Annotated in this window: 22 protein-coding genes; 8 read left to right on the top strand and 14 right to left on the bottom strand. The window is 74.1% G+C overall.

Annotation, left to right across the window (positions count from 1 at the left end; genetic code table 11):
* Window positions 1–48 precede the first annotated feature (48 nt).
* The 3 genes from ACL02T_RS32305 to ACL02T_RS32295 form a co-directional block, all read right to left on the bottom strand.
* Window positions 49–873, bottom strand: coding sequence for a 3-methyladenine DNA glycosylase (locus tag ACL02T_RS32305; RefSeq protein WP_412834623.1), 825 nt, complete (start codon window positions 871–873; stop codon window positions 49–51).
* 147 nt (window positions 874–1020) lie between these two features.
* Complete coding sequence (locus ACL02T_RS32300) at window positions 1021–2067, bottom strand: hemolysin family protein (RefSeq protein ID WP_412834606.1); 1047 nt, start codon at window positions 2065–2067, stop codon at window positions 1021–1023.
* The gene (locus tag ACL02T_RS32295; RefSeq protein WP_412834605.1) at window positions 2057–3388 is read right to left on the bottom strand and encodes a hemolysin family protein; all 1332 of its coding nucleotides are present in this window, start codon (window positions 3386–3388) and stop codon (window positions 2057–2059) included. The genes ACL02T_RS32300 and ACL02T_RS32295 overlap by 11 nt, the downstream gene beginning before the upstream one ends.
* Before the next feature lie 531 nt (window positions 3389–3919).
* Here ACL02T_RS32295 and coaA point away from each other — a divergent pair.
* Together coaA and ACL02T_RS32285 are read left to right on the top strand one after the other, a co-directional pair.
* On the top strand, window positions 3920–4870 hold the full coding sequence (gene coaA, locus ACL02T_RS32290) for a type I pantothenate kinase (RefSeq protein ID WP_412834622.1): 951 nt from the start codon (window positions 3920–3922) through the stop codon (window positions 4868–4870).
* A gap of 59 nt (window positions 4871–4929) precedes the next feature.
* Entirely contained in the window at window positions 4930–5400 is a 471-nt protein-coding gene (locus ACL02T_RS32285; protein WP_412834604.1) for a MarR family winged helix-turn-helix transcriptional regulator, read from the top strand.
* Window positions 5401–5515: 115 nt separating this feature from the next.
* Here ACL02T_RS32285 and ACL02T_RS32280 read toward each other — a convergent pair whose 3' ends face one another.
* Window positions 5516–6313: a DUF427 domain-containing protein gene (locus ACL02T_RS32280; RefSeq protein ID WP_412834603.1), complete on the bottom strand. Its 798-nt coding sequence runs from the start codon at window positions 6311–6313 to the stop codon at window positions 5516–5518.
* A gap of 143 nt (window positions 6314–6456) precedes the next feature.
* Here ACL02T_RS32280 and ACL02T_RS32275 point away from each other — a divergent pair, with 143 nt between their 5' ends.
* The 6 genes from ACL02T_RS32275 (at window position 6457) to ACL02T_RS32250 (ending at window position 11237) form a co-directional block, all read left to right on the top strand.
* Entirely contained in the window at window positions 6457–6948 is a 492-nt protein-coding gene (locus tag ACL02T_RS32275) for a MarR family winged helix-turn-helix transcriptional regulator (protein WP_412834602.1), read from the top strand.
* A 224-nt stretch (window positions 6949–7172) separates the two neighbouring features.
* Window positions 7173–9158 (top strand): serine/threonine-protein kinase, encoded by a 1986-nt coding sequence (locus ACL02T_RS32270; protein WP_412834601.1) that lies wholly within the window; start codon window positions 7173–7175, stop codon window positions 9156–9158.
* 436 nt (window positions 9159–9594) lie between these two features.
* On the top strand, window positions 9595–10230 hold the full coding sequence (locus ACL02T_RS32265) for a DUF4232 domain-containing protein (RefSeq protein WP_412834600.1): 636 nt from the start codon (window positions 9595–9597) through the stop codon (window positions 10228–10230).
* A 38-nt stretch (window positions 10231–10268) separates the two neighbouring features.
* Window positions 10269–10730 (top strand): dipeptidase PepE, encoded by a 462-nt coding sequence (pepE, locus tag ACL02T_RS32260; RefSeq protein ID WP_412834599.1) that lies wholly within the window; start codon window positions 10269–10271, stop codon window positions 10728–10730.
* Window positions 10731–10932: 202 nt separating this feature from the next.
* Window positions 10933–11088, top strand: coding sequence for a hypothetical protein (locus ACL02T_RS32255; RefSeq protein ID WP_412834598.1), 156 nt, complete (start codon window positions 10933–10935; stop codon window positions 11086–11088).
* Window positions 11085–11237, top strand: coding sequence for a hypothetical protein (locus ACL02T_RS32250; protein WP_412834597.1), 153 nt, complete (start codon window positions 11085–11087; stop codon window positions 11235–11237). The genes ACL02T_RS32255 and ACL02T_RS32250 overlap by 4 nt, the downstream gene beginning before the upstream one ends.
* A 61-nt stretch (window positions 11238–11298) precedes the next feature.
* Here the strand turns inward: ACL02T_RS32250 and ACL02T_RS32245 are convergent, their stop codons facing one another.
* The 10 genes from ACL02T_RS32245 to ACL02T_RS32200 form a co-directional block, all read right to left on the bottom strand.
* Window positions 11299–11517, bottom strand: coding sequence for a hypothetical protein (locus ACL02T_RS32245; RefSeq protein WP_412834596.1), 219 nt, complete (start codon window positions 11515–11517; stop codon window positions 11299–11301).
* The gene (locus tag ACL02T_RS32240; RefSeq protein ID WP_412834595.1) at window positions 11489–11800 is read right to left on the bottom strand and encodes a hypothetical protein; all 312 of its coding nucleotides are present in this window, start codon (window positions 11798–11800) and stop codon (window positions 11489–11491) included. Before ACL02T_RS32240 ends, ACL02T_RS32245 begins: the two co-directional genes overlap by 29 nt.
* Entirely contained in the window at window positions 11784–12173 is a 390-nt protein-coding gene (locus tag ACL02T_RS32235) for a hypothetical protein (RefSeq protein WP_412834594.1), read from the bottom strand. Before ACL02T_RS32235 ends, ACL02T_RS32240 begins: the two co-directional genes overlap by 17 nt.
* A 431-nt stretch (window positions 12174–12604) precedes the next feature.
* Window positions 12605–12811: a hypothetical protein gene (locus ACL02T_RS32230; RefSeq protein WP_412834593.1), complete on the bottom strand. Its 207-nt coding sequence runs from the start codon at window positions 12809–12811 to the stop codon at window positions 12605–12607.
* A gap of 28 nt (window positions 12812–12839) precedes the next feature.
* Window positions 12840–13028 carry a hypothetical protein gene (locus tag ACL02T_RS32225; RefSeq protein ID WP_412834592.1) on the bottom strand — a complete coding sequence of 63 codons (189 nt, stop codon included), beginning with the start codon at window positions 13026–13028 and terminating at the stop codon, window positions 12840–12842.
* Window positions 13021–13230: a hypothetical protein gene (locus ACL02T_RS32220; RefSeq protein WP_412834591.1), complete on the bottom strand. Its 210-nt coding sequence runs from the start codon at window positions 13228–13230 to the stop codon at window positions 13021–13023. Before ACL02T_RS32220 ends, ACL02T_RS32225 begins: the two co-directional genes overlap by 8 nt.
* Window positions 13231–13232: 2 nt before the next feature.
* Window positions 13233–13889, bottom strand: a complete 657-nt coding sequence (locus tag ACL02T_RS32215) for a hypothetical protein (protein WP_412834590.1) — start codon at window positions 13887–13889, stop codon at window positions 13233–13235.
* A 149-nt stretch (window positions 13890–14038) separates the two neighbouring features.
* Window positions 14039–14251: a hypothetical protein gene (locus tag ACL02T_RS32210; protein WP_412834589.1), complete on the bottom strand. Its 213-nt coding sequence runs from the start codon at window positions 14249–14251 to the stop codon at window positions 14039–14041.
* Window positions 14248–17472, bottom strand: a complete 3225-nt coding sequence (locus ACL02T_RS32205; RefSeq protein ID WP_412834588.1) for an aggregation-promoting factor C-terminal-like domain-containing protein — start codon at window positions 17470–17472, stop codon at window positions 14248–14250. The genes ACL02T_RS32210 and ACL02T_RS32205 overlap by 4 nt, the downstream gene beginning before the upstream one ends.
* Entirely contained in the window at window positions 17465–17692 is a 228-nt protein-coding gene (locus tag ACL02T_RS32200) for a hypothetical protein (RefSeq protein ID WP_412834587.1), read from the bottom strand. Before ACL02T_RS32200 ends, ACL02T_RS32205 begins: the two co-directional genes overlap by 8 nt.
* Between the last annotated feature and the right edge of the window lie 473 nt (window positions 17693–18165).

The raw sequence follows: 18165 nt of genomic DNA, 5'->3' as shown, positions 1-18165 counted from the left end.
CAGATCGCTGTACAGGGCCCCGATCCGCACCAGCGGCACTCTTCTGCGCTAGGTCCGCACAAGAGTGCCGTTCGTGCACTCGATGAGGGTGGTGCAGAGGTCGAGGAGGCGGGCGCGGAGCGGGGCGGCGCGCTCGGCGAAGGCCTGCTGGGCCCGGGCGTACTCGGCGCGGCCCTCCGGGGTCTCGATCCGGACGGGCGGGTAGCCGCGGTCGGCGAGGTCGTAGGGGCTGGCGCGCATGTCGAGCTCGCGGACCTCGGTGGCGAGCGCGAAGCAGTCCCCGAGCAGCTCCGCCGGGGTCGCCGGGAGCAGCTTGTACGCCCACTTGTACAGGTCCATCGTCGCGTGCAGGCAGCCCGGCTGCTCGAGCGCGACCTGGTCCCGGCGGGTGGGCTGCAGCCGGTTCAGCGGACGGGCGGCCGCGGTGAAGAACCGGAACGCGTCGTGGTGCGTGCAGGTCACCGGCAGGGTCTCGACGACGGCGTCGGTGCCGGCGGGGCCCAGCCGCAGCGGCACGGCCCCGTGCCGCGGCCGGTCCGTGCGGTACACCATGGCCCACTCGTGCAGCCCGAAGCAGCCGTACCGGGCCGGGCGGGCGGCCGTCGCCGCGACCAGGCCGTGCACGAACCCCGCGGTGCGGTGCAGGCGGTCGGGCAGCAGGGCGGCGTCGAGCACCACGCCGGCGCCCTCGGGCCGGTAGCCGGGCCGGCCGGCGAGATCGCGGACGTCGCCGAGCAGCCGGATTCCCGGGCCGGGCTGCCACTGCTCGAGCCGGGCGGGTCGCAGCGAGTAGTAGGTGAACAGGAAGTCCTGCACCGGGTGCTCCTCGCCCCGCCGCCGGCGCTCGCGGTGCGGCCCCGTCCAGCGCTGCATCCGGGCGCGGTGGGCGGCGGCGCGGGCCCGCCACTCCTCCTCGGCCAGCTCCACGGTCGCCACGTCCGGCAACCGTACGCGGACGGGTCGGCACGGCTCGTCGCGGGCCGCGAGCAGCGGCTGATCACCCGGCGGCCCCGCCCCGGGTCACGCGTCGTTGGTGTGCGTGGCGTCGCGGACCGTGCCGACGTAGTGCTCGATCAGGTCCTCCATCGCCACCATGCCGACGGTGCCGCCCACCCGGTCCACGGCGCGGGCCAGGTGGGCGCGGGTGGTGCGCAGGGCCGCGACGGCCTCGTCGAGCCGGGCGTCGGCGGGCACCTCGGGCAGGCCCCGGACCCGGCCGAGCGGGATGACGGCGTCGGGGTCGTCGATCACGTCGAGGACGTCCTTGATGTGCAGGTACCCGGTGAAGCGGCCGTCGGGGGCGCGCAGCGGGAAGCGGGAGAACCCGGTCTGCTCCACGGCGTGCTGCACGTCCCCGACGCGGGGCCGGACGGGCAGCGAGACGAGCTGCTCCGACGGCACCAGCACGTCCCCGACGGTGGCCTCGGCGTTGCGCAGGGTGCGCGAGATCCGGGTGGACTCCTCGTCGTCGAGCAGGCCCTCGCGGCGGGAGTCGGCGATCATCTCCGACAGCTCGCCGGAGGTGAAGGCGGTCTCCAGCTCGTCCTTCGGCTCGATCCGCAGCAGCCGCAGGGTCAGGTTCGCCATGTGGTTGAACAGGTCGATGAAGGGCCGCATCACCGTGGTGAAGATCAGGAACGGCGGCACCAGCAGGATCGCCGCGCGCTCCGGGCCCGCGATCGAGATGTTCTTCGGCACCATCTCGCCGAGCAGGATGTGCGCCACGGACACCAGCGCGAGCGACACCGCGAACGCGATCGGGTGCAGCAGGGCCGCGGGCAGCCCCGCCCACTCCAGCGGCGCCTCGATGAAGTGCGCGACCGCCGGCTCGCCCAGCCGGCCGAGCAGCAGCGAGGCGATGGTGATCCCGAGCTGGGAGGCGGCCAGCATGCGGGCCAGGTCGGCGCTGGCGCGCAAGGCCGTGCGGGCCCCGGCGACGCCGCTCTCGGCCATCGCCTCCAGCCGGTCCTTCCGGGCGCTGATCAGGGCGAACTCGGCCATCACGAAGAACGCGTTGGCCGCGAGGAGCAGGATCGCCGCGAGGACGGCGAGCAGGTCACCGGCCATGGCCCACCGCCTCGGGGGCGAGGCGCGCGAGCCGTAGCTCGGCGACGCGGTTGCGGTCGCGGCGCATCACGGTGACCCGCCACCCGTCGACGGTCACGTCGTCGCCGACGTCCGGGATCCGGCCGAGCCGCTCCAGCACCAGCCCCGCCAGGGTCTCGTAGTCGCCCTCGGGCATGTGGAAGCCGGTGGCCTCGTCGACCTCGTCGGCGCGCATCAGCCCCGAGACGAGCCAGCTGTCGCGGCCGAGCGGGCGCACCCGGGCCTGCTCGGCGCGGTCGTGCTCGTCCCGGACGTCACCGACGATCTCCTCGATCAGGTCCTCCAGGGTCACCAGGCCGGCCGTGCCGCCGTACTCGTCGACGACGACCGCGGTCTGCAGCCCGGACTCGCGCAGCCGGGAGAGCAGCTCGTCGCCGTCGAGGGAGGCGGGGACGATCTCGGCGGGCTGGACGAGCTCGCGCACCGGGGTGCGGCCGCGGGCACCGGGATCGACGACGAAGGCCTGCTTGACGTGCACCAGGCCGAGGACGGCATCGGGGTCGCCGTCGTGCACGGGGAAGCGGGAGTGGCCGCTGCGGCGGGCGAGGGCGACGAGGTCGGCGACCGAGTCCGCGGCGTCGAGCGTGTCGACGCGCACCCGCGGGGTCATCAGGTCCTCGGCGACCCGGTCGGTGAACCGCAGCGACCGGTCGAGCAGCTCCGCGGTGCCCTCGTCGATCGTGCCGTGCTCGGCACTGGCGCGGACCAGCGAGCTGAGCTCGTGCGGGGAGCGGGCCGACCGCAGCTCCTCGGCGGGCTCGACGCCCAGCCGCCGGACGATGGCGTTGGCCGAGGTGTTGAGCAGGTCGATCAGCCAGCGGAAGGCGTGGGCGAACGCGCTCTGCAGCCAGACGACCGCCCGCGCGGTCTCCAGCGGCCGCGCGATCGCGATGTTCTTGGGCACCAGCTCGCCGAACACCATCGACAGCGTGGTGGCGATGAGGAGCGAGGCGATGGTGGCCGCGCCGGCCGAGACGCCCGCGGACAGGCCGACCGCCTCCAGGCCGGGCCGGATCAGCTCGGCGATCGCCGGCTCGGCGATGTAGCCGGTGGCGAGGGTGGTGACCGTGATGCCCAGCTGGCTGCCGGAGAGCTGGAAGGACAGCGTGCGGTGGGCCCGCTGCACGGCGCGCGCGCGACGGTCGCCGACCGCGGCTTCGTGCGAGTCGACCTGGCTGCGCTCCAGCGCGGTCAGCGAGAACTCCGAGGCCACCGAGATCGCCGTACCCAGGGTCAGGGCGACGACGGCCAGCAGGCCGAGGAGGGAGAGGACGACGGTCACCGGCACCACCGGCGGCGGTGGACCCGCCGGACGGGGCGGCACGCGGGGCGCCCGGGTGATCGGGGCAGCCGGGCCGGGCCCGGCTCGCTACTGCCTGACGGTCCTGCGGACGCGGACGGCAACGGGACTCCTGTCGGGCTCGGGTACGGGCGCTCCGGACTGCGGTACCGGCGGCGCCGGGCCGAGTCTAGGGCGAGCGGCGCCTCTCCGCGCCCGCCGGTGACCGGACCGCGATCCGGGTTCCTCCGCACGGACGCGCGACCCGCTGCCCGCACACGGGTCGACGCCACCGCACGGCGACCTCCTCGCCTCCCGGATCGCCGACCGGTGCCGCTCGGCGTCGATCACGCCGGAGTGGTTCACCCCACGTCGCCGGGTCGATCAGCAGAACGACGTCTAGGTTGGACCACCATCGCACCCGTAGAACCCGACAGGACCGAGGTCCCGATGCCCGCGACGGTGCAGGCCACAGACCAGACCGCGCACGAGCGCACAGCGTCCGTGCGGAGCGAGCGCGACGGGCCGCCCCGGATGCCCCCGGCCCTGGCGTCCCGGTCCGGTGGCAGCTCGCCCTTCGTCGACTTCGACCGTGCCTCCTGGGCGCGTCTGGGGGAGACCAGCCCCCTGCCGCTCACCGCGGCCGAGCTCGAGCGCGTGCGCTCGCTGGGCGACGCGGTCGACCTGGACGAGGTGCGCGAGGTCTACCTGCCGCTCTCCCGGCTGCTGAACCTGCACGTCCAGGAGGGCGCCCGGCTCTACCGCGCCTACCGGACCTTCCTGGGCGGTACCGCCGCCCGCACGCCGTTCGTGATCGGCATCGCGGGTTCGGTGTCGGCCGGCAAGTCGACGACCGCCCGCCTGCTCCGGCTGCTGCTCGCCCGCTGGCCCCAGCACCCGCGGGTGGAGCTGGTCACCACGGACGGGTTCCTGTATCCCAACGCGGAGCTCGAACGCCGCGGGCTCATGCAGCGCAAGGGCTTTCCGGAGTCCTACGACCGGAAGGCCCTGCTGCGCTTCGTCACCGAGGTCAAGGCGGGCCGCGCCGAGGTGACGGCGCCGGTCTACTCCCACCTGGTCTACGACATCGTGCCCGACGAGCGGCTGGTCGTCCGGCGGCCGGACATCCTGTTGATCGAGGGGCTCAACGTCCTCCAGCCGGCCTCGGGGAACACCGCGCTGACCGTCAGCGACTTCATCGACTTCTCGGTGTACGTCGACGCCGCGATGCCGGACCTGCGGCGCTGGTACGTCGACCGCTTCCTCAAGCTGCGCGAGACCGCCTTCCGCGACCCGGCCTCGTACTTCCGCCGCTACGCCGAGCTCGACCACGACGCCGCCGTCGCCCACGCGGAGAACATCTGGGCCACGACCAACGGGCCGAACCTGGAGGAGAACATCCTCCCGACCCGGGGCCGGGCCAGCCTCGTGCTGACCAAGGGCCCGCGGCACGACGTCACCCGGATCCGGCTGCGGAAGGTGTGAGCCGCGCTGGTCCCGGCACCTCTGCACTGTCCGAACTGTCCGGCTGGCAGGATGAGCGGATGACCGCGGAGCACGTCCCGCCGCCCGAGCACCCGGCGCCCGACGCCGAATCCGAGCTCACGGAGGAGGCGACCCGGTTGCGGCTCGCCGTCGGCCGGCTGCACCGGCGGATCCGGATCGACGGCGGCGACTCGCTGCCGCCGCTGCAGCTCTCCGCGCTCAGCACGATCGCGCTGCACGGGCCGCTGCGGCTCTCCGAGCTGGCCAAGCGGGAGGCGGTCACCGCCCCGACCATGTCCCGGGTGCTCGGCGCGCTCGACGACCAGGGCCTGGTCGTCCGGACACCGGACCCGCAGGACGCGCGCGGTGTGCTGATCACGCTGTCCGACGCCGGGCGCGTCCGGCTCGACGAGATCCGCACCCACCGCACCGCCCTCGTCGCCCGCCGGCTGCAGCGCCTCGACGCCGAGCAACGCGCCGCCATCCGGGCGGCACTGCCCGCCATCGAGGCGTTGCTCGAGGACGAGTAGGGCCGGAGGAGTCGGGCCGGATGCGTCGGGCCGGATGCGTCGGGCCGGAGGAGTCGGGCGATGACGACCCCGCGGGGACGATCGGGGGCCGGAGGAGCCGAGGCCGGGCAGCAGGTCAGGCCGGCTCGCCGTCGACCAGGACCTCCACGCCGTCGCCCCAGAAGCTGAGCAGCCCCGCCACCCGGGTGGACTCCGGCAGCGGCGACTCGTACTCCCAGGCCGCGTCGGCGATCTCGCTGCCGTCGGGCAGCACGGCCGTCCAGTAGCGTGCCTCGCCCTTGTACGGGCACCGGCTGCGGGTGTCCGACGGGCGCAGCTCCACCCGGACCGCGTCCCGCGGCAGGTACCAGCGGTTGGGCAGGCCGGTCTCGGAGAGCACGGCGGGCGCGTCGGACTCGGCGAGCAGCGTGTCGCCGTGCCGCACCTGCACGCGGCGGCGGCTCGGCCGCACGTCGACGCGGGTGTACGGGTCGGTGAGGTGGGCGAAGACCTGTTCCTCCTCGTCGTACCAGGCGTCGAGGGCGTCCCAGTAGAAGGCGGCGTAGCCCTTGAGCCACGGGGCCTCCGGCTTCGGCTCGGGGTAGGACCACACCGCGTTCTCCGCCGTCCGGTCACCCACGGCCAGCGAGTGGTAGCTCGCGTCGCCCTTGAACGGGCAGTGGGTCGAGTGGTCGGTGGGAACCAGGACCTCGGGGTCGACGTCGTCGAACGGCACGTACAGCACCGGGAGCAGCGCGGTCTCGTGCACGAGCATCCCGCGGGTCGTGTCGAGGACCGTGCGGCCGGCGAGCTCGGCGCGGACGCGGCGCGGGAAGGGCTGGGCGAACAGCTTGTGGGCCGGGCCGTCGATCGCGTAGTTGACGGAGGCGGGGGCGTACGGGGCCAGCGGCCCGTCGCGTCGGGTGATTCCCATGTCACGGCCAACCCCCACCCTCCGCCATGCATTCCGCTCGACCAGGTCCACCCACGGCGATTGCGGAGCGCAACGTTCCGCGCCGCAATGCGGGTACGGTAGATTCGTGCCCGAACGACCGATTTGAGTGAAGGGGTGGACCCGTGACATCGACCACTGATGCGGTCGCGCCCGAGGATCCTGGCCAGGACTCGCTGCACCGCCTCGAACACGAGATCACCGTGCTGATCCGCCGGACGATGGAGCCGGTCTGGTCCGGCGGTTACGGCGCGCACGAAGCCGTGGACCGCTACACCTACCCGGTGCTCGCGGCGCTCGACGAGAACGGCGCCCAGTCGCTCACGCTGCTCACCGCACGGCTGGGCGTGAGCAAGCCGACCGCGAGCCGCCAGGTCTCCCGGCTCTCCCGGGCCGGACTGGTGGACGTCCGGCCGGACGAGCGGGACTCGCGGTCCGTCGTCGTCTCGCTGACCGCGGAGGGCCTGGCCCAGCGCGAACTGGTCCGCGCAGCCCGGTTGCGCCCGCTGCAGGCCGTGCTCGCGGCGTGGCCGCAGGAGGACCGGGAGGCACTCGGCACGCTGCTGGCCCGGTTCAACGAGGACCTCGACGCCTACCGCGAGCACGGCGGGCGCTGAGCGGTCGGCGCCGCGGGCCGGGCGGCCCGCACGGTGCGGAACGCGCGCCCCGGCCCGGTACCGCCGGACGGCGGTCGCGCGCGGGGCGAACGGGCGACACGCTGTCCGCGGAGGGCCAGGCGCGACGGGCCCCCGTGATGCCATAGTGGGGTGCCGGCCACGTCCCGGTCGCGCTTCGTATCGCGCCCGGCGTCCGGGTGCTCCGACAGGGGGAGGAGGAGCCGGTGGACACGCTCGTCGCGCTGATCGGGCAGCTGCTGTCCGTGCTGCGCGAGACCGTGGCCCCGCAGGCCTGCCCGGGTGTCTGGGCCTGGGCGACATCGGCGCTGGGGCTGGGCGTCGGGCTGCTCCCGGCGGCCGGCGCCCTCCTCGTGGCGGTGGTGCGCCGCCGGTTCGGCGCCGCCTACGGCGGCACGCGCGGGCTGCTCCTGGCCGGCATCGGCCTGCTGACCGCCGGGCTGTTCCCGCTGCTGGTGTTCGTGGCCACCGGGCGGGTGTTCGCCGCCGCGGCCGACGGCGGCGCCGTCCCGGGCCTCACCACGTCGGCGGCCCGTTCGCTGCGCTCCACCGAGTGCTTCGTCGGCTCGCAGAGCAGCTACCTCGGTTCCGGCACCGTGGGCGACGCGTTCGACCCGTCGGACCCGGTGCGGATCGGCGTCGCCGCGCTGCTGCTCGGCGGCGTTCCGCTGTTCACCGCGCTGTTCGTCGGGATCGGGGCACGGCTGGCGCTGCGCCGCGGGCCCGCCTGGCCCGCCAGGTTCTTCTGGGGTTCCACGCTGGCGCTGGCCGTGCTCACCGCCGGGGTGCCCGCGGGCGCCGCCGAGCACCTCTGGGTCGGGGCCTGCCTGGGCGCCTTCGCGGGCATGCTGCTGATCGGCCTGGTGCCCCCTCCCTCGCGGGAGACGATCCGCCGCTCGCTGCAGCCCGCGGCGCCGGCCCGGGAGAAGCGACGGTCCGAGACCGGGGAGGAGCGGCTCGCCCGGCTCAAGGAGCGGATGCAGCCGATCGTGCAGCTCCCCGCTCCGGAGGAGCGCCGGGCCGAGAGCTCGCAACGGCCGGAACCGCGACCCCGCTACGCCGACTTCGACAGCGGCCGGCTGCCCGTCGCGCCGACGCCCGCGGCCGTGCCCCAGCCCCGTGCCGGTGCTCCCGCCCCGCTCGCGGGCGCACCCGGCCCGTTGCCGCCGGTACCCGGCCGGGGCCCTGCCGGTTCCGCCGGTCTCGCCCCACCTCCGGGTCGGCCCACCGGACCGGGCGGCACGCTCGCCGCCCCTGGGCCGTTCCCGGGCCCGCCGGCCCCGACGGGTGCCGTGCCACCGGGTACCGTCCCGCTGGCCGGCCCCCCGAGGAACGGCCGGGCCCCGCGTTTCCAGGTGCTCCAGCGCATCGGCGCCGGTGGTTTCGGCCGGGTGTGGCTGGCGCACGACGCCAAGCTCGGCCGCACGGTCGCGCTCAAGTCCGCCCACGCACCCGACGGCGAGACCGAGGAGCGGATCCGCCGCGAGGCCGCCGCGCTGGCCGCGGTGCGGCACCCGCAGTGCGTGCGCATCCACGACCTGGTGCATGCGAAGTCCGACCCCGGCCTGGCCCAGCTCGAGGGGCTGGTCATCGTCATGGAGTACGTCGAGGGCGTGCCGCTGTCGCGGCTGGTGCAGGAGCGCGGCCCGCTCGACGACGTCTCGGCCGCCCGCATCTGGAGCGGGGTCGCAGGGGCCCTCGACGCGGCCCACCGGCGCGGGGTGCTGCACCGCGACCTCAAGCCGGGCAACGTGATCGTCGACTCCGCCGGGTACCCGTACCTGATCGACTTCGGCATCGCGCGGCGAACCGGGGACTCCACGCTGACCATGACCGGCTTCGTGCTGGGGACCCCGGACTACCTCGCGCCCGAGGTCGCCGCGGGCGGGAAGGCCACGACCCGCTCGGACGTCTGGCAGCTGGCGGCCACGGTGTCCTTCGCGCTCACCGGCTACCCGCCGCGCGGTGGGCACGCCGACGCGATCTCCGGGCTGCGGGCCGCGGCCGTCGGGGCGAAGCTCACGCACCTGCCGCGCCGGACCGCGCACCTGTCGCTGCTCAAGCAGGCCCTGCGCGCGGACCCGGCGCGCCGGCCCGACCTCGTCACCACGCAGCGGTCCCTCGACGAGTGGTTGCGCCGGACGGGGGTGCCGGTCGCCGGCCCGGTGGGGGCGGGCACCACCCTGCCGTGACGGCGTCCGTACCCGCGCCGGTCGCCCGTCCCACCCGGGACAGGATCACGGGTGTCGACGCGGCGCGCGGGCTCGCGCTGCTGGGGATGATGGCCACGCACCTCCTGCCGCTGCGCACCGCGACGGGCGAGACGATCACCCGAGCGGTCGCGGCCGGCCGGGCCTCGGCCCCTGTCCGCCGTGCGCCTCGACGGTGTCCGCCGTCCTGCTGACGGCCGGCGGCAGCGCGGCGAGCACGGCCCGCCGGGCCGTGCTCCGCTCCGCGGGCTGAGCGCCGGACGGCCGTCCGGCCGTGCTGCGAAGGTCCGTTCGGTCCACGAAGATCGTGCCGCGACGCAACCCCGCCGCGGAGCCGGCCGTCCTCCCAGTAGGTGCCGGCCGCTCCCGGTCGGCACCCGCCGGGCGGGGGTCCGGCGTCGGGAAAAGGGGGAAGCACATGACACAGACATCCATCGCCCGCGGCGCGGTCGCGGCCGGAGCCGCCGCCGTCGGCCTCCTGCTGGCCGGTTGCAGCGGCGGCGCGGACGAGGTCAACGGCGGTACACCGGCCGCCGGTGGGACGCCGAGCGCGACCGCGGCGCCGGCCACCACCCCGGGTGCCGCTCCGGTCACGAGCGCGGGCACTGCCACCCCGGACGGGCCGAACCCGCCCAACTGCCCGACCTCGGCCCTGCGGATCACGCTCGGCGAGGCCGACGCGGGCGCGGGCTCGGTCTACCGGCCGCTGATCTTCACCAACGCCGGCGGGACCACCTGTCAGCTGCGCGGGTTCCCCGGCGTCTCATACGTCGCCGGCGACGACGGGCACCAGGTCGGGCCGGCCGCCGCCATGTCCGGCGAGCGGGGCGGCGAGGTCCGGCTCGGTCCCGGCATGTCCGCGGCGGCCCCGCTGCAGCTCGTGAACGTGCAGAACTTCGACGCCGCGGTCTGCCGGCCGACACCGGTGCGCGGCCTGCGCGTGTACCCGCCGGGGAACACGGAGGCGGCGTTCGTGCCGTTCGGGACCACCGGCTGCGCCGGGGAGCAGCTGCCGGGCGACCAGCTGAGCGTGCGGACGATGACGAGCCGCTGACGCGCCGCGCCCGGCACGGGCGTGCTGGGATCGTCGGCGTGAGCGAACTCCTGCTGCTGTCGAACTCGACGAACCACGGCGCCCCGCCGCTCGCGCACGCACCGCTCGCCGAGTTCTACGCTGGCCGCGAGGTCCGGTTCGTGCCGTACGCCCTGGCCGACCACGCGGGCTACGCCGACGCCATCGGCGCCGCCTTCGCCCGGGCCGGGCTGCGGCTGCGCAGCATCCACACCGAGCCCGACCCGGCCGCCGCCCTGCGCGCCGCCGAGGCGGTGTGGGTGGGCGGCGGCAACACCTTCCGGCTGCTCCGGGCCCTGCAGCGGCTCGACGGCCTGGCGGCGATCCGGGACGCCGTCGCCGGCGGCGCCCGGTACGGGGGCGCCAGCGCCGGGACCAACCTCGCCTGCCCGACGATCCGCACCACCAACGACATGCCGATCGTCGAGCCGGCCGGGTTCGCCGGACTCGGCCTCGTCGGTTTCCAGGTGAACCCGCACTAACCTGGCGTCGACGCCGTGCGAAACCGCTGGTCAGCAGGTGGGCGACGAACGGTATGGGTGGAAATATCCTGGAGTCCGACCTCGGGGTGAACGTCCAGACAGGACGGCCCCGACGCGGCGATTCGCAGCGCCGACCGGGGCCTTGAGACCGGAGGTGCCCGGCCCCATGTCCACATCATCCCCCTACCGTCCCATCGGGCGCGTGATCGCACCCAACCCCGGCAGCGACGAGGATCTCCTCGTTCGCTGCCCGGAGTGCGCGGTTCCCGTGCTGACGTCCGACGTCGAGCAGCACGCCGCCTGGCACGGCGAGGTCGCGCGGCTGCTGGCGGTGCTCGCCGAGGAGGGTGGCCGGTGAGCGGCGACGACCTGTTCCGCCTGATCGTCACCCCGGACGGCGGAGTAGAGATCGAGGTCGGCGGGGCGTTCCGCGACGAGGACGTGGCGGCCCTCGTCGTGGCGGCCGAGGCGGTACGCGAGGAGGTACCGCCCCGGCCCGCATCCTGACGGAGACAGACGAAACCCCCCGGCCCGACCAACGGGCACGGGGGTTTCTGTCTGGGCGGTCTCAGGGGCTCGGAAGCCACCACTCGTCGTCGCAGCGCCACAGTGCGAGCCGGGCGTCGTACAGCATCCGGCGCCACTCCGGGATCAGGTCATGCCGGCTGCCGCGGCCGTGCTCGGCCGCGTAGGCGTCACGGGCGTCGGCCCACGCCCGACGGCTGGGCCAGCGGCCGGGGTGGAAGTCCGCAAGATCATCAGGGGCGACGACGGGGACGACGGGCAACAGGGCCTCCGTTGCGGTCGATCACTTCGGACTGCTCGATCGCGCGGCGGCGCCGCGCGTACTCCTCGGGGGTCGGGCGGCGGTGCTCATCACCCAGGCCGTGGGTGACGAACCACGCCTCCCGCTCGTGCTTGCGCTCGCGCACCGCGGCGAGCTGCTCGACGGACCAGCGCGGCCCCGCCGGGTCGAACAGGTCCGGCGGACCGAAGCCCTGCCATCGGTGCTCCGGCGGGACGTACGGGAGCCCGTCGGTGGTCGGCTCGGTGCTACGCAGTCGCGCCACGGGTCCCCCAACGCGCCTGCGCGGCCTTGCGGGCCGCCTCCGATCGCATCCGCTTCTGCGGGTCGATCACGGTTGCCTCGGCCTCCTCGTCGGGGAGGTCCAGCTCCCGGACCAGGCGGGCCGCGGCGAGCTGCGTGTTGCGCAGCTCCGCGACCGCGGGGTGAACCCGCGTCTGGCCCTTCGATCCGGCGGTGGTCACGCCGTCCCGGCGCAGCACTGCCGCCAGCTCGTCGGCCGTGTCCGCGGTGCGGCACAGCTCGACGAGGAGTAGCTCCTCGGCCACGTCGAAGGCGTACCTGTCGTGCAGGCCGCGCCACAGCGCGGCCCCGCGGGCACCGAGCCCGGCGGGCACCTCAGCGTCACGGTGCGTCATCGGCCCTCCCGGGCTCTAGGTGGAAACGATGTTCAAGATGCATGCGACCTCCCAGACCGCTCACCGGCGGTCTCCTGACGACCCCGCGAGGGCGGTACCCCCCAGGGGTAGGCGAGGGGGCTGGTCACCTTCGGTGACCACCGAGCGTGGACCCCGAGGCCGAGGTCCCCGAGTCCGGGACGACGACGGCCCCGCCCTCCGGCGGGGAGGACGGGGCTGGTCGGGAGATCACTCGTCGGTCGCGTCCCGCTCGGTGCTGGCGTTGGCACGGCGCGCGTGGGCCATTCCTGCATGCACGGCTAGCTCGCCGGAGACGGTGACACTGCCTCGCCAGTCGCATGCCTCGCACGCTGCTGCGTACTGCCAGCCACCACCGGGCACCGGGCTGCGCACCGGCAGCACAACGAAGGAGTGGACTGCTCCTGCCAGGCTCACGCCAGCGACAGGACCGCGTGGAACGGCACGGTGATCGCCGTGCCCTGCTCGGTCCACCGCAGCCCGTAGGTCCAGGCCATGTCGCCCTTGCCCGCGCGGACCAGCGCGAACGTGACGCTGTCCGCGTCGGGGGTGTGGGTGCTGCCGTCGACCAGCGTGATCGTGGTGACCTCGGGGTCGGTCGGGGAGACGATGTTGCTCATGTGGTCCATCCTTCGGTGCAGTGGGTGATCATCCGTCGCCCGCACCGGGTGCGGAGTCGGGGTTGGCGAGGTGGCGCTGGTGTTCGGCCGCGGCGGCGCGCTCGAACAGGGAGACGTCCACATGCCCGCACGCGCATCGGGCTGCGTACTGGGGGCGGCGCGGATACCCCGGCGAGTTGATCACCGGGGCCAGCTCGACGAGTCGGTGCTCAGCCATCGGTCTCGGTCCGGTACGCCTGGTGGTGCTGCTCGCGGGTGACGACCGCGCGGTAGCTGTCGGGCTGCTCGGCGTAGGGCAGCGCCTTGCCGCCGCCACCGCGCTTCGGGAGCTTCACCTGCTGCTCGCGGATGTCCTCGCGGACCGCACGGGCGCGGGCGGCGATGTCGCCGGGGGCGATGCCGGTGTAGTCGACAGCCATGATCAGAACTCCTCGGCGGTGAGCGCCGCGGTGGCGGCGGCACGGATGACGGCGACCGGCGACGTGAGGACGTCGCGGGGGCTGAGCTTGTAGCTGGCGAGCGCCGGGATGAATGCGACCGCGGGGACCTGGGCGTTACCGAGGCGGGAGTACGCCGCGGTGCCGCGGAGCCAGTCGACGGCGGCCTGCTCGCGCACCTCGTCGGTGACGGCCTCGGCGAGCTTCTCGGCCAGCTTCTCGATGTTGGCCTGGGCCTTGGCCCGACGCTCGGACTCGGCGGGCCAGCGCTTCTCGGCCTCGGCCCGGCGGGCGGTGTTCAGCTCGGCCACCACGCGGGCGAGGGCGGCGTTGTTCGCCTCGGCCTCGCGCTGCGCGGCGGCTCGGTCCTCGGCGAGCTGCGGGACGGCGGTCGGGGCGGGCACCGGCTTGCCGGCCCGGGCGGCGGCGGTGGCCGCGTCCCGGTCGGCCTTCTCGGCCCGCGTGTCGTTTGCCGGGTCGGCGAGGTCGGCGGCACGACGACGGGCGTCGTTCGCGGCCTCGCGGAGCCGGTCGTGCTCGTCGAGCAGCTTGACCAGGTCGGCGCCGAGCAGCTCAGCCGGGGGCCGGCTGCGGCTGACGTACCAGTCGCGGAGGCTGGTTGGCTTGCGGGTGTAGCGCATTGTGGATCTTCCTTCGGTTGCCCACCTCGGCCTTCGCGAGGTGGTGAGAGTGAGGGACCCCGGGGAGCACGCGGTGAAGGCGGCCGGTGCTCGACCCGGAGTCGATCCGCGTCGTCCGCTGGTCAGGGCCGAACGACACGGGGTCGGGATCAGCGGCGCCGGTCGCGGCGCCGCGGTGCGGGCTCGACGGGGGCCGGGAGGTCGTCGTGCTCGAGCAGCGCCCGCACGCGGTCGAGCGGCCACCGTCCGGCCAGGTCGGGGGCGAGCAGCCCCTCAGCCCGCCACCGGCGGAGGTGGCGGTGCACGTCGGCGGGGACGCCGGGCTGTCCGGCGAGCCCGTGCGGGTCGAGCATCTTGGTCACTTGAACCTCCTGCGAGCGGAGCGGATCTGGAACATCACCCGGTCGGTGACCTCCTTGGCGTCGGCCGCCTGCGGAAGCTGCTGGTAGAGGTTGTAGGTGTCGCCTCCACCGCCGACCGCGCCGGCGGCGCCGGCACCGGCCGGGACCGGCACCCGGCGGGGCCGGGTGAGCTCGTCGACCAGTCGCTCGAACGCCGCGGTCTGCCGCGGCGAGAGCACGCGCTCCGGCTCCAGCGTGGCCTTGGCCATCACGCCCTTGCCGCGGGCAACCCCGCCCTCGTCATACCAGCGGTGTGCAGTCCAGAACGCCTTCGCACCGAGCGGGGAGCCATAACGATTCCGGATATATCTCAATCCGTATTCCGCCTGTTGTGCGGGATTCGAGGTTTTCGATCCGCCCACGGTTCCCCAGGTGGAATTCAAGAATTGAAATAATCCGTATGCGGTCGAGGTCGGGTTCTGCGCCGTGGGGCGCCATCCCGACTCGTGACTGATCAACCACGACAGCGCATCCCACTGCAGGCCAGCACCCCAGCCGTAGCGAGCGGCGACGGCCTGCACCTGGGCGACGATCGGGCCGGAGCCGGCCGGAGCCGGCCCTCCGCTCATGGCGGTGGTCATGTTCTTGATGAACTCGGCGAACCCGCTCGGCTGGAACTCGACGTTCAGCGGGTTGGGCGCGACGAGGCCACCGGCGGCGTAGCCGGCTGCCGGCACGACGGAGGAGCGGCCGGAGTTGATCGCGTCGAGCGTGCCGACGCCGATCTGACGAACAGCGGCGGCCCGGATGACGTACTCACCGTTGCTCAGCCACGTCGGGATCGAGTCGGACGTGGCAGTGCCGGGCCCCGTGACGTACCCGCCGGCGGCGAGCCGGCCGGCCGAGGCGATGCCACCCTGGCCGAGCGGCGAGACGAAGATCGGAACGTCGCGGCCGTTGATCTTGAGGATTTTCTCCTGCACCTTGCCGATCTCGTCGAGGGTCTGCTGGACCCCCGAGGTGGTGACCTTGATCTCGCGGCCGTCCGGCAGCTTCCGGACCTGGTAGTCCAGGCCGGACACCTCAACCGAGGCGTTGTAGCTGGCCAACTCGGCGTCGGAGAAGTCCTCCGTCATCTGCTGTAGCGCCGGTGTCGCCTTGCCCCGCTGCGTGTCGACCAGGTAGGCCAGGGCGTCGCCGTGGGCGAGCACCTGGGCGCTGGCCTGCTCGGTCGCGGACTTGTCCGCGGTGGTCGCCTCGGCCTTGCGTCGGGTCGCGGACTCCACGCGGATCTCGGCCTGCTCCAGGTTCAGTCCGGCGCGCGCCGCCTCGTCGCTGCCGGCGCCGTGCTCGCGGACGGCTGTGGTGTAGCGCTCTTGCGCCTGCTTGAGGTCGATCTTGGCCTGGCGGAGGCCGAGGTCGGCGTCGACCGCGGCCATCTCCTGCTCGATCAGCGCCGCGAGCTGCTGCATCTGGTCCTTCGCCGCCCACGCGGCGTCGCGGTGCGCCTGGGCGTCTGCGCTGGTCGCGATCGCGAGGTCGTTCGCGGCCTGGATCGCCTGCGGCGAGTCGTCGCCGAACTTGTTGACCGCGTCGACGTAGCGGGACTGAGCGATGGTCACCTCCGCGGTGATCCGCTCGAGCGGCTCCATCTTCGCGAGCTTCTCGCGGAGCTTGCCGTCGATCTTGCCCTCGGCCTCGGCCCACTCCTCGGCGGTGATCGTGGCTTCCCGGTTGCCGGAGAGGACCGCCCGGAGAGACTCCTGCCCCTCGTCGATGATCTCCTGCTGGCTGCGCTGTAGGTCGTTGCGCTTCTGGATGACCTCGGCCTCTTCGAGGATCGCGTCGTGCATCGTCTGCGAGCCGTCGATCACCGACTGGGCCGCATCGTCGGCCCGGTCGCGGATCTGCTCGTACCCGGCAGCGATGCCCACCGTGGCGACCGCCGCGATGGCGGCGGCGGGGCCGAGGGCGCCCAGCGCGCCACCGAGCGCGCCGGTGCCGGCGGCGGCCGGAGCAGCCTTCGAGGCGATGCCACTGATGAGTCCGACAACCGGTGCGGCCTTGATCGTGGCAAGGGTCTTGAGGCCGAGGTTCAAGGCGGCCAGCCCCCCAGCCACGCCGATCAGCACCGTGCCGACGCTGGAGTCGGCCACAGTTTCGATCAACCGTGCGAGCATCTCGATCCCGCCGAGCAGCACCGGCCCCAGCGGGGACGCTGCCTCGGCGACCGCAGCAATCGCACCGGCGACCGCGCCGAGCGTGCTCATCAGTTTCGGGCCGGTCTGCTCGACGTAGGACGAGAACCGCTCGAACCCGCTGGAGTTGACCAGCGCCTGGCCGAACCGGTGGAACCGCTCGGTGGCCCGGTCGAGCCCGTCGAGGAGACCGTCACCGAGGCGGCGGTCGAACGCCTTCACCACGCCGGCGATGCCGCCGGCGACGTTGAGCGTGATCGAGGTGAGATCTGACAGGACCGGGTTCGCCCGGGACCCGATGTAGGAGACGAACTGTTCCCACTCGCGGGTCGACAGGCCGCGGCCGAACTGGTCGGCGGCGCGCCCGGCGGCGGTCGCGGTGTCGTCGACCATGTCCCGGATCGTCGGGAGCAGTGCGCTCAGCCGGCGAAGGCCGGCCTCCGCGCCCGGCAGGAGACCGTTCGCGGCGACCCGCTGGAGATCCGACAGGGCGGGCCGGACCTCACCGAGGTACTGGACGAGGTTGCGCCCGGCCCACGACAGGTTGTCGAGCTGAGTGGCGAGCTTGCTCGCGTTCGCCGCGGAGGGTTCGAGCGCGTAGTCGTTCGCGGCCTTGATCGTGTCGCCGATTCCCTGGAACGCGGCGACCCCGACCCCGACCGACCCGGCGAGCACGGTGACCGCGCCGCCGAGGCCGAGCAGCGCGGCGCTGCCCACTCCGGCCGCGGCCACGGCGGTCGGGCCGAGCATGACCAGGCTGGACATGAGGACGCGCACGTCCTTGCCGGCCGCGTCGACCCCGGTGACCGACGCGCGCGCTCGCGCGTGCTTCCCGTCGATCTTGGCGAGGGTCCGGGAAAGGGTGTCAGCCTCGGCGGCGGCCTTGGCCGCGCCGTCGAGAGTGACGGACGCCTTGATCCGCTTGCCGTCGACCTTCTCGGCCTTGCGTGCGAGGCCGTCGGTCTGCTGGGCGGCCCGGCTGACCGCGCGGACGAACGGGTCCGCATCGGCGGTCAGGGTGACCGACACACGACGGTCAGCCACGGGTCACCACCTCGTCGGGCACCGGGCGGAACCGGTGGTCGGCGCAGGACGGCGAGCAGGCGAACGGGTCGCCGGTGGCGGCGAGCAGGTCCGGCGTCGGGTGGAAGTAGTGCGGGCGGCCGGCGGGGCCGGCTAGGCAGCGACGGGCGCCCGGCGGACGCTGGTCGCCGGCCCACAGCCGTGGGTCGTACGCGACGGTGCGCGAGGGGGAGTCGGACACGGGGGAACTCCTGCGGTGTGGGTGCGGGGGGGGTACTTGATTTCGTGGCGGAGCGTGGTGAGGCGAGGAGGGTTCAGTTCGTCGTGGCGGCGGCGCGCTCGGCGAGCCACTCCGCGCGACGGCGGCGGTAGTCGGCCTGGTAGGCCGCGTGGGCGGCGGTGCACGACTCGCACCGGCAGCCAGCGCAGTACGCGGAGTTCGTCCCGCATCGGCGGGCGTTCATACGGGGCGTCGCAGACACGGCGGAGACCTCGGAGAGCTGATCAGAGGCGGGGCGTCAGAGAGCGGCCGGCGCGGCGGGGGTCCCCGCCCGATCCCTGCCGGGACCGGACGGGGCTCTCCCCGAACCACGCAACCAAGGGCCACCACACCCCGGGACGGAAGGCGGACGATGGTCAACGCCTCCGGTATTATTATACCACTACAGGGGAGGCAGTTCGCCCGGGTTTGCCTGGCCACTGGCCAGGTTGCCT

Origin of the sequence: Pseudonocardia oceanicola, from assembly GCF_047200735.1 — a bacterium.
Classification (GTDB): domain Bacteria; phylum Actinomycetota; class Actinomycetes; order Mycobacteriales; family Pseudonocardiaceae; genus Pseudonocardia.
This window is presented reverse-complemented; position numbering and strand designations above follow the sequence as displayed.

Coding starts and splice junctions, on each gene's coding strand:
- ACL02T_RS32220 (WP_412834591.1), bottom strand. CDS start 13,230: ATGGCTGTCGACTACACCGGCATCGCCCCCGGCGACATCGCCGCCCGC.
- ACL02T_RS32285 (WP_412834604.1), top strand. CDS start 4,930: ATGACCGCGGAGCACGTCCCGCCGCCCGAGCACCCGGCGCCCGACGCC.
- ACL02T_RS32230 (WP_412834593.1), bottom strand. CDS start 12,811: ATGAGCAACATCGTCTCCCCGACCGACCCCGAGGTCACCACGATCACG.
- ACL02T_RS32280 (WP_412834603.1), bottom strand. CDS start 6,313: ATGGGAATCACCCGACGCGACGGGCCGCTGGCCCCGTACGCCCCCGCC.
- coaA (WP_412834622.1), top strand. CDS start 3,920: ATGCCCCCGGCCCTGGCGTCCCGGTCCGGTGGCAGCTCGCCCTTCGTC.
- ACL02T_RS32225 (WP_412834592.1), bottom strand. CDS start 13,028: ATGGCTGAGCACCGACTCGTCGAGCTGGCCCCGGTGATCAACTCGCCG.
- ACL02T_RS32265 (WP_412834600.1), top strand. CDS start 9,595: ATGACACAGACATCCATCGCCCGCGGCGCGGTCGCGGCCGGAGCCGCC.
- ACL02T_RS32215 (WP_412834590.1), bottom strand. CDS start 13,889: ATGCGCTACACCCGCAAGCCAACCAGCCTCCGCGACTGGTACGTCAGC.
- ACL02T_RS32305 (WP_412834623.1), bottom strand. CDS start 873: ATGCAGCGCTGGACGGGGCCGCACCGCGAGCGCCGGCGGCGGGGCGAG.
- ACL02T_RS32300 (WP_412834606.1), bottom strand. CDS start 2,067: ATGGCCGGTGACCTGCTCGCCGTCCTCGCGGCGATCCTGCTCCTCGCG.
- ACL02T_RS32235 (WP_412834594.1), bottom strand. CDS start 12,173: ATGACGCACCGTGACGCTGAGGTGCCCGCCGGGCTCGGTGCCCGCGGG.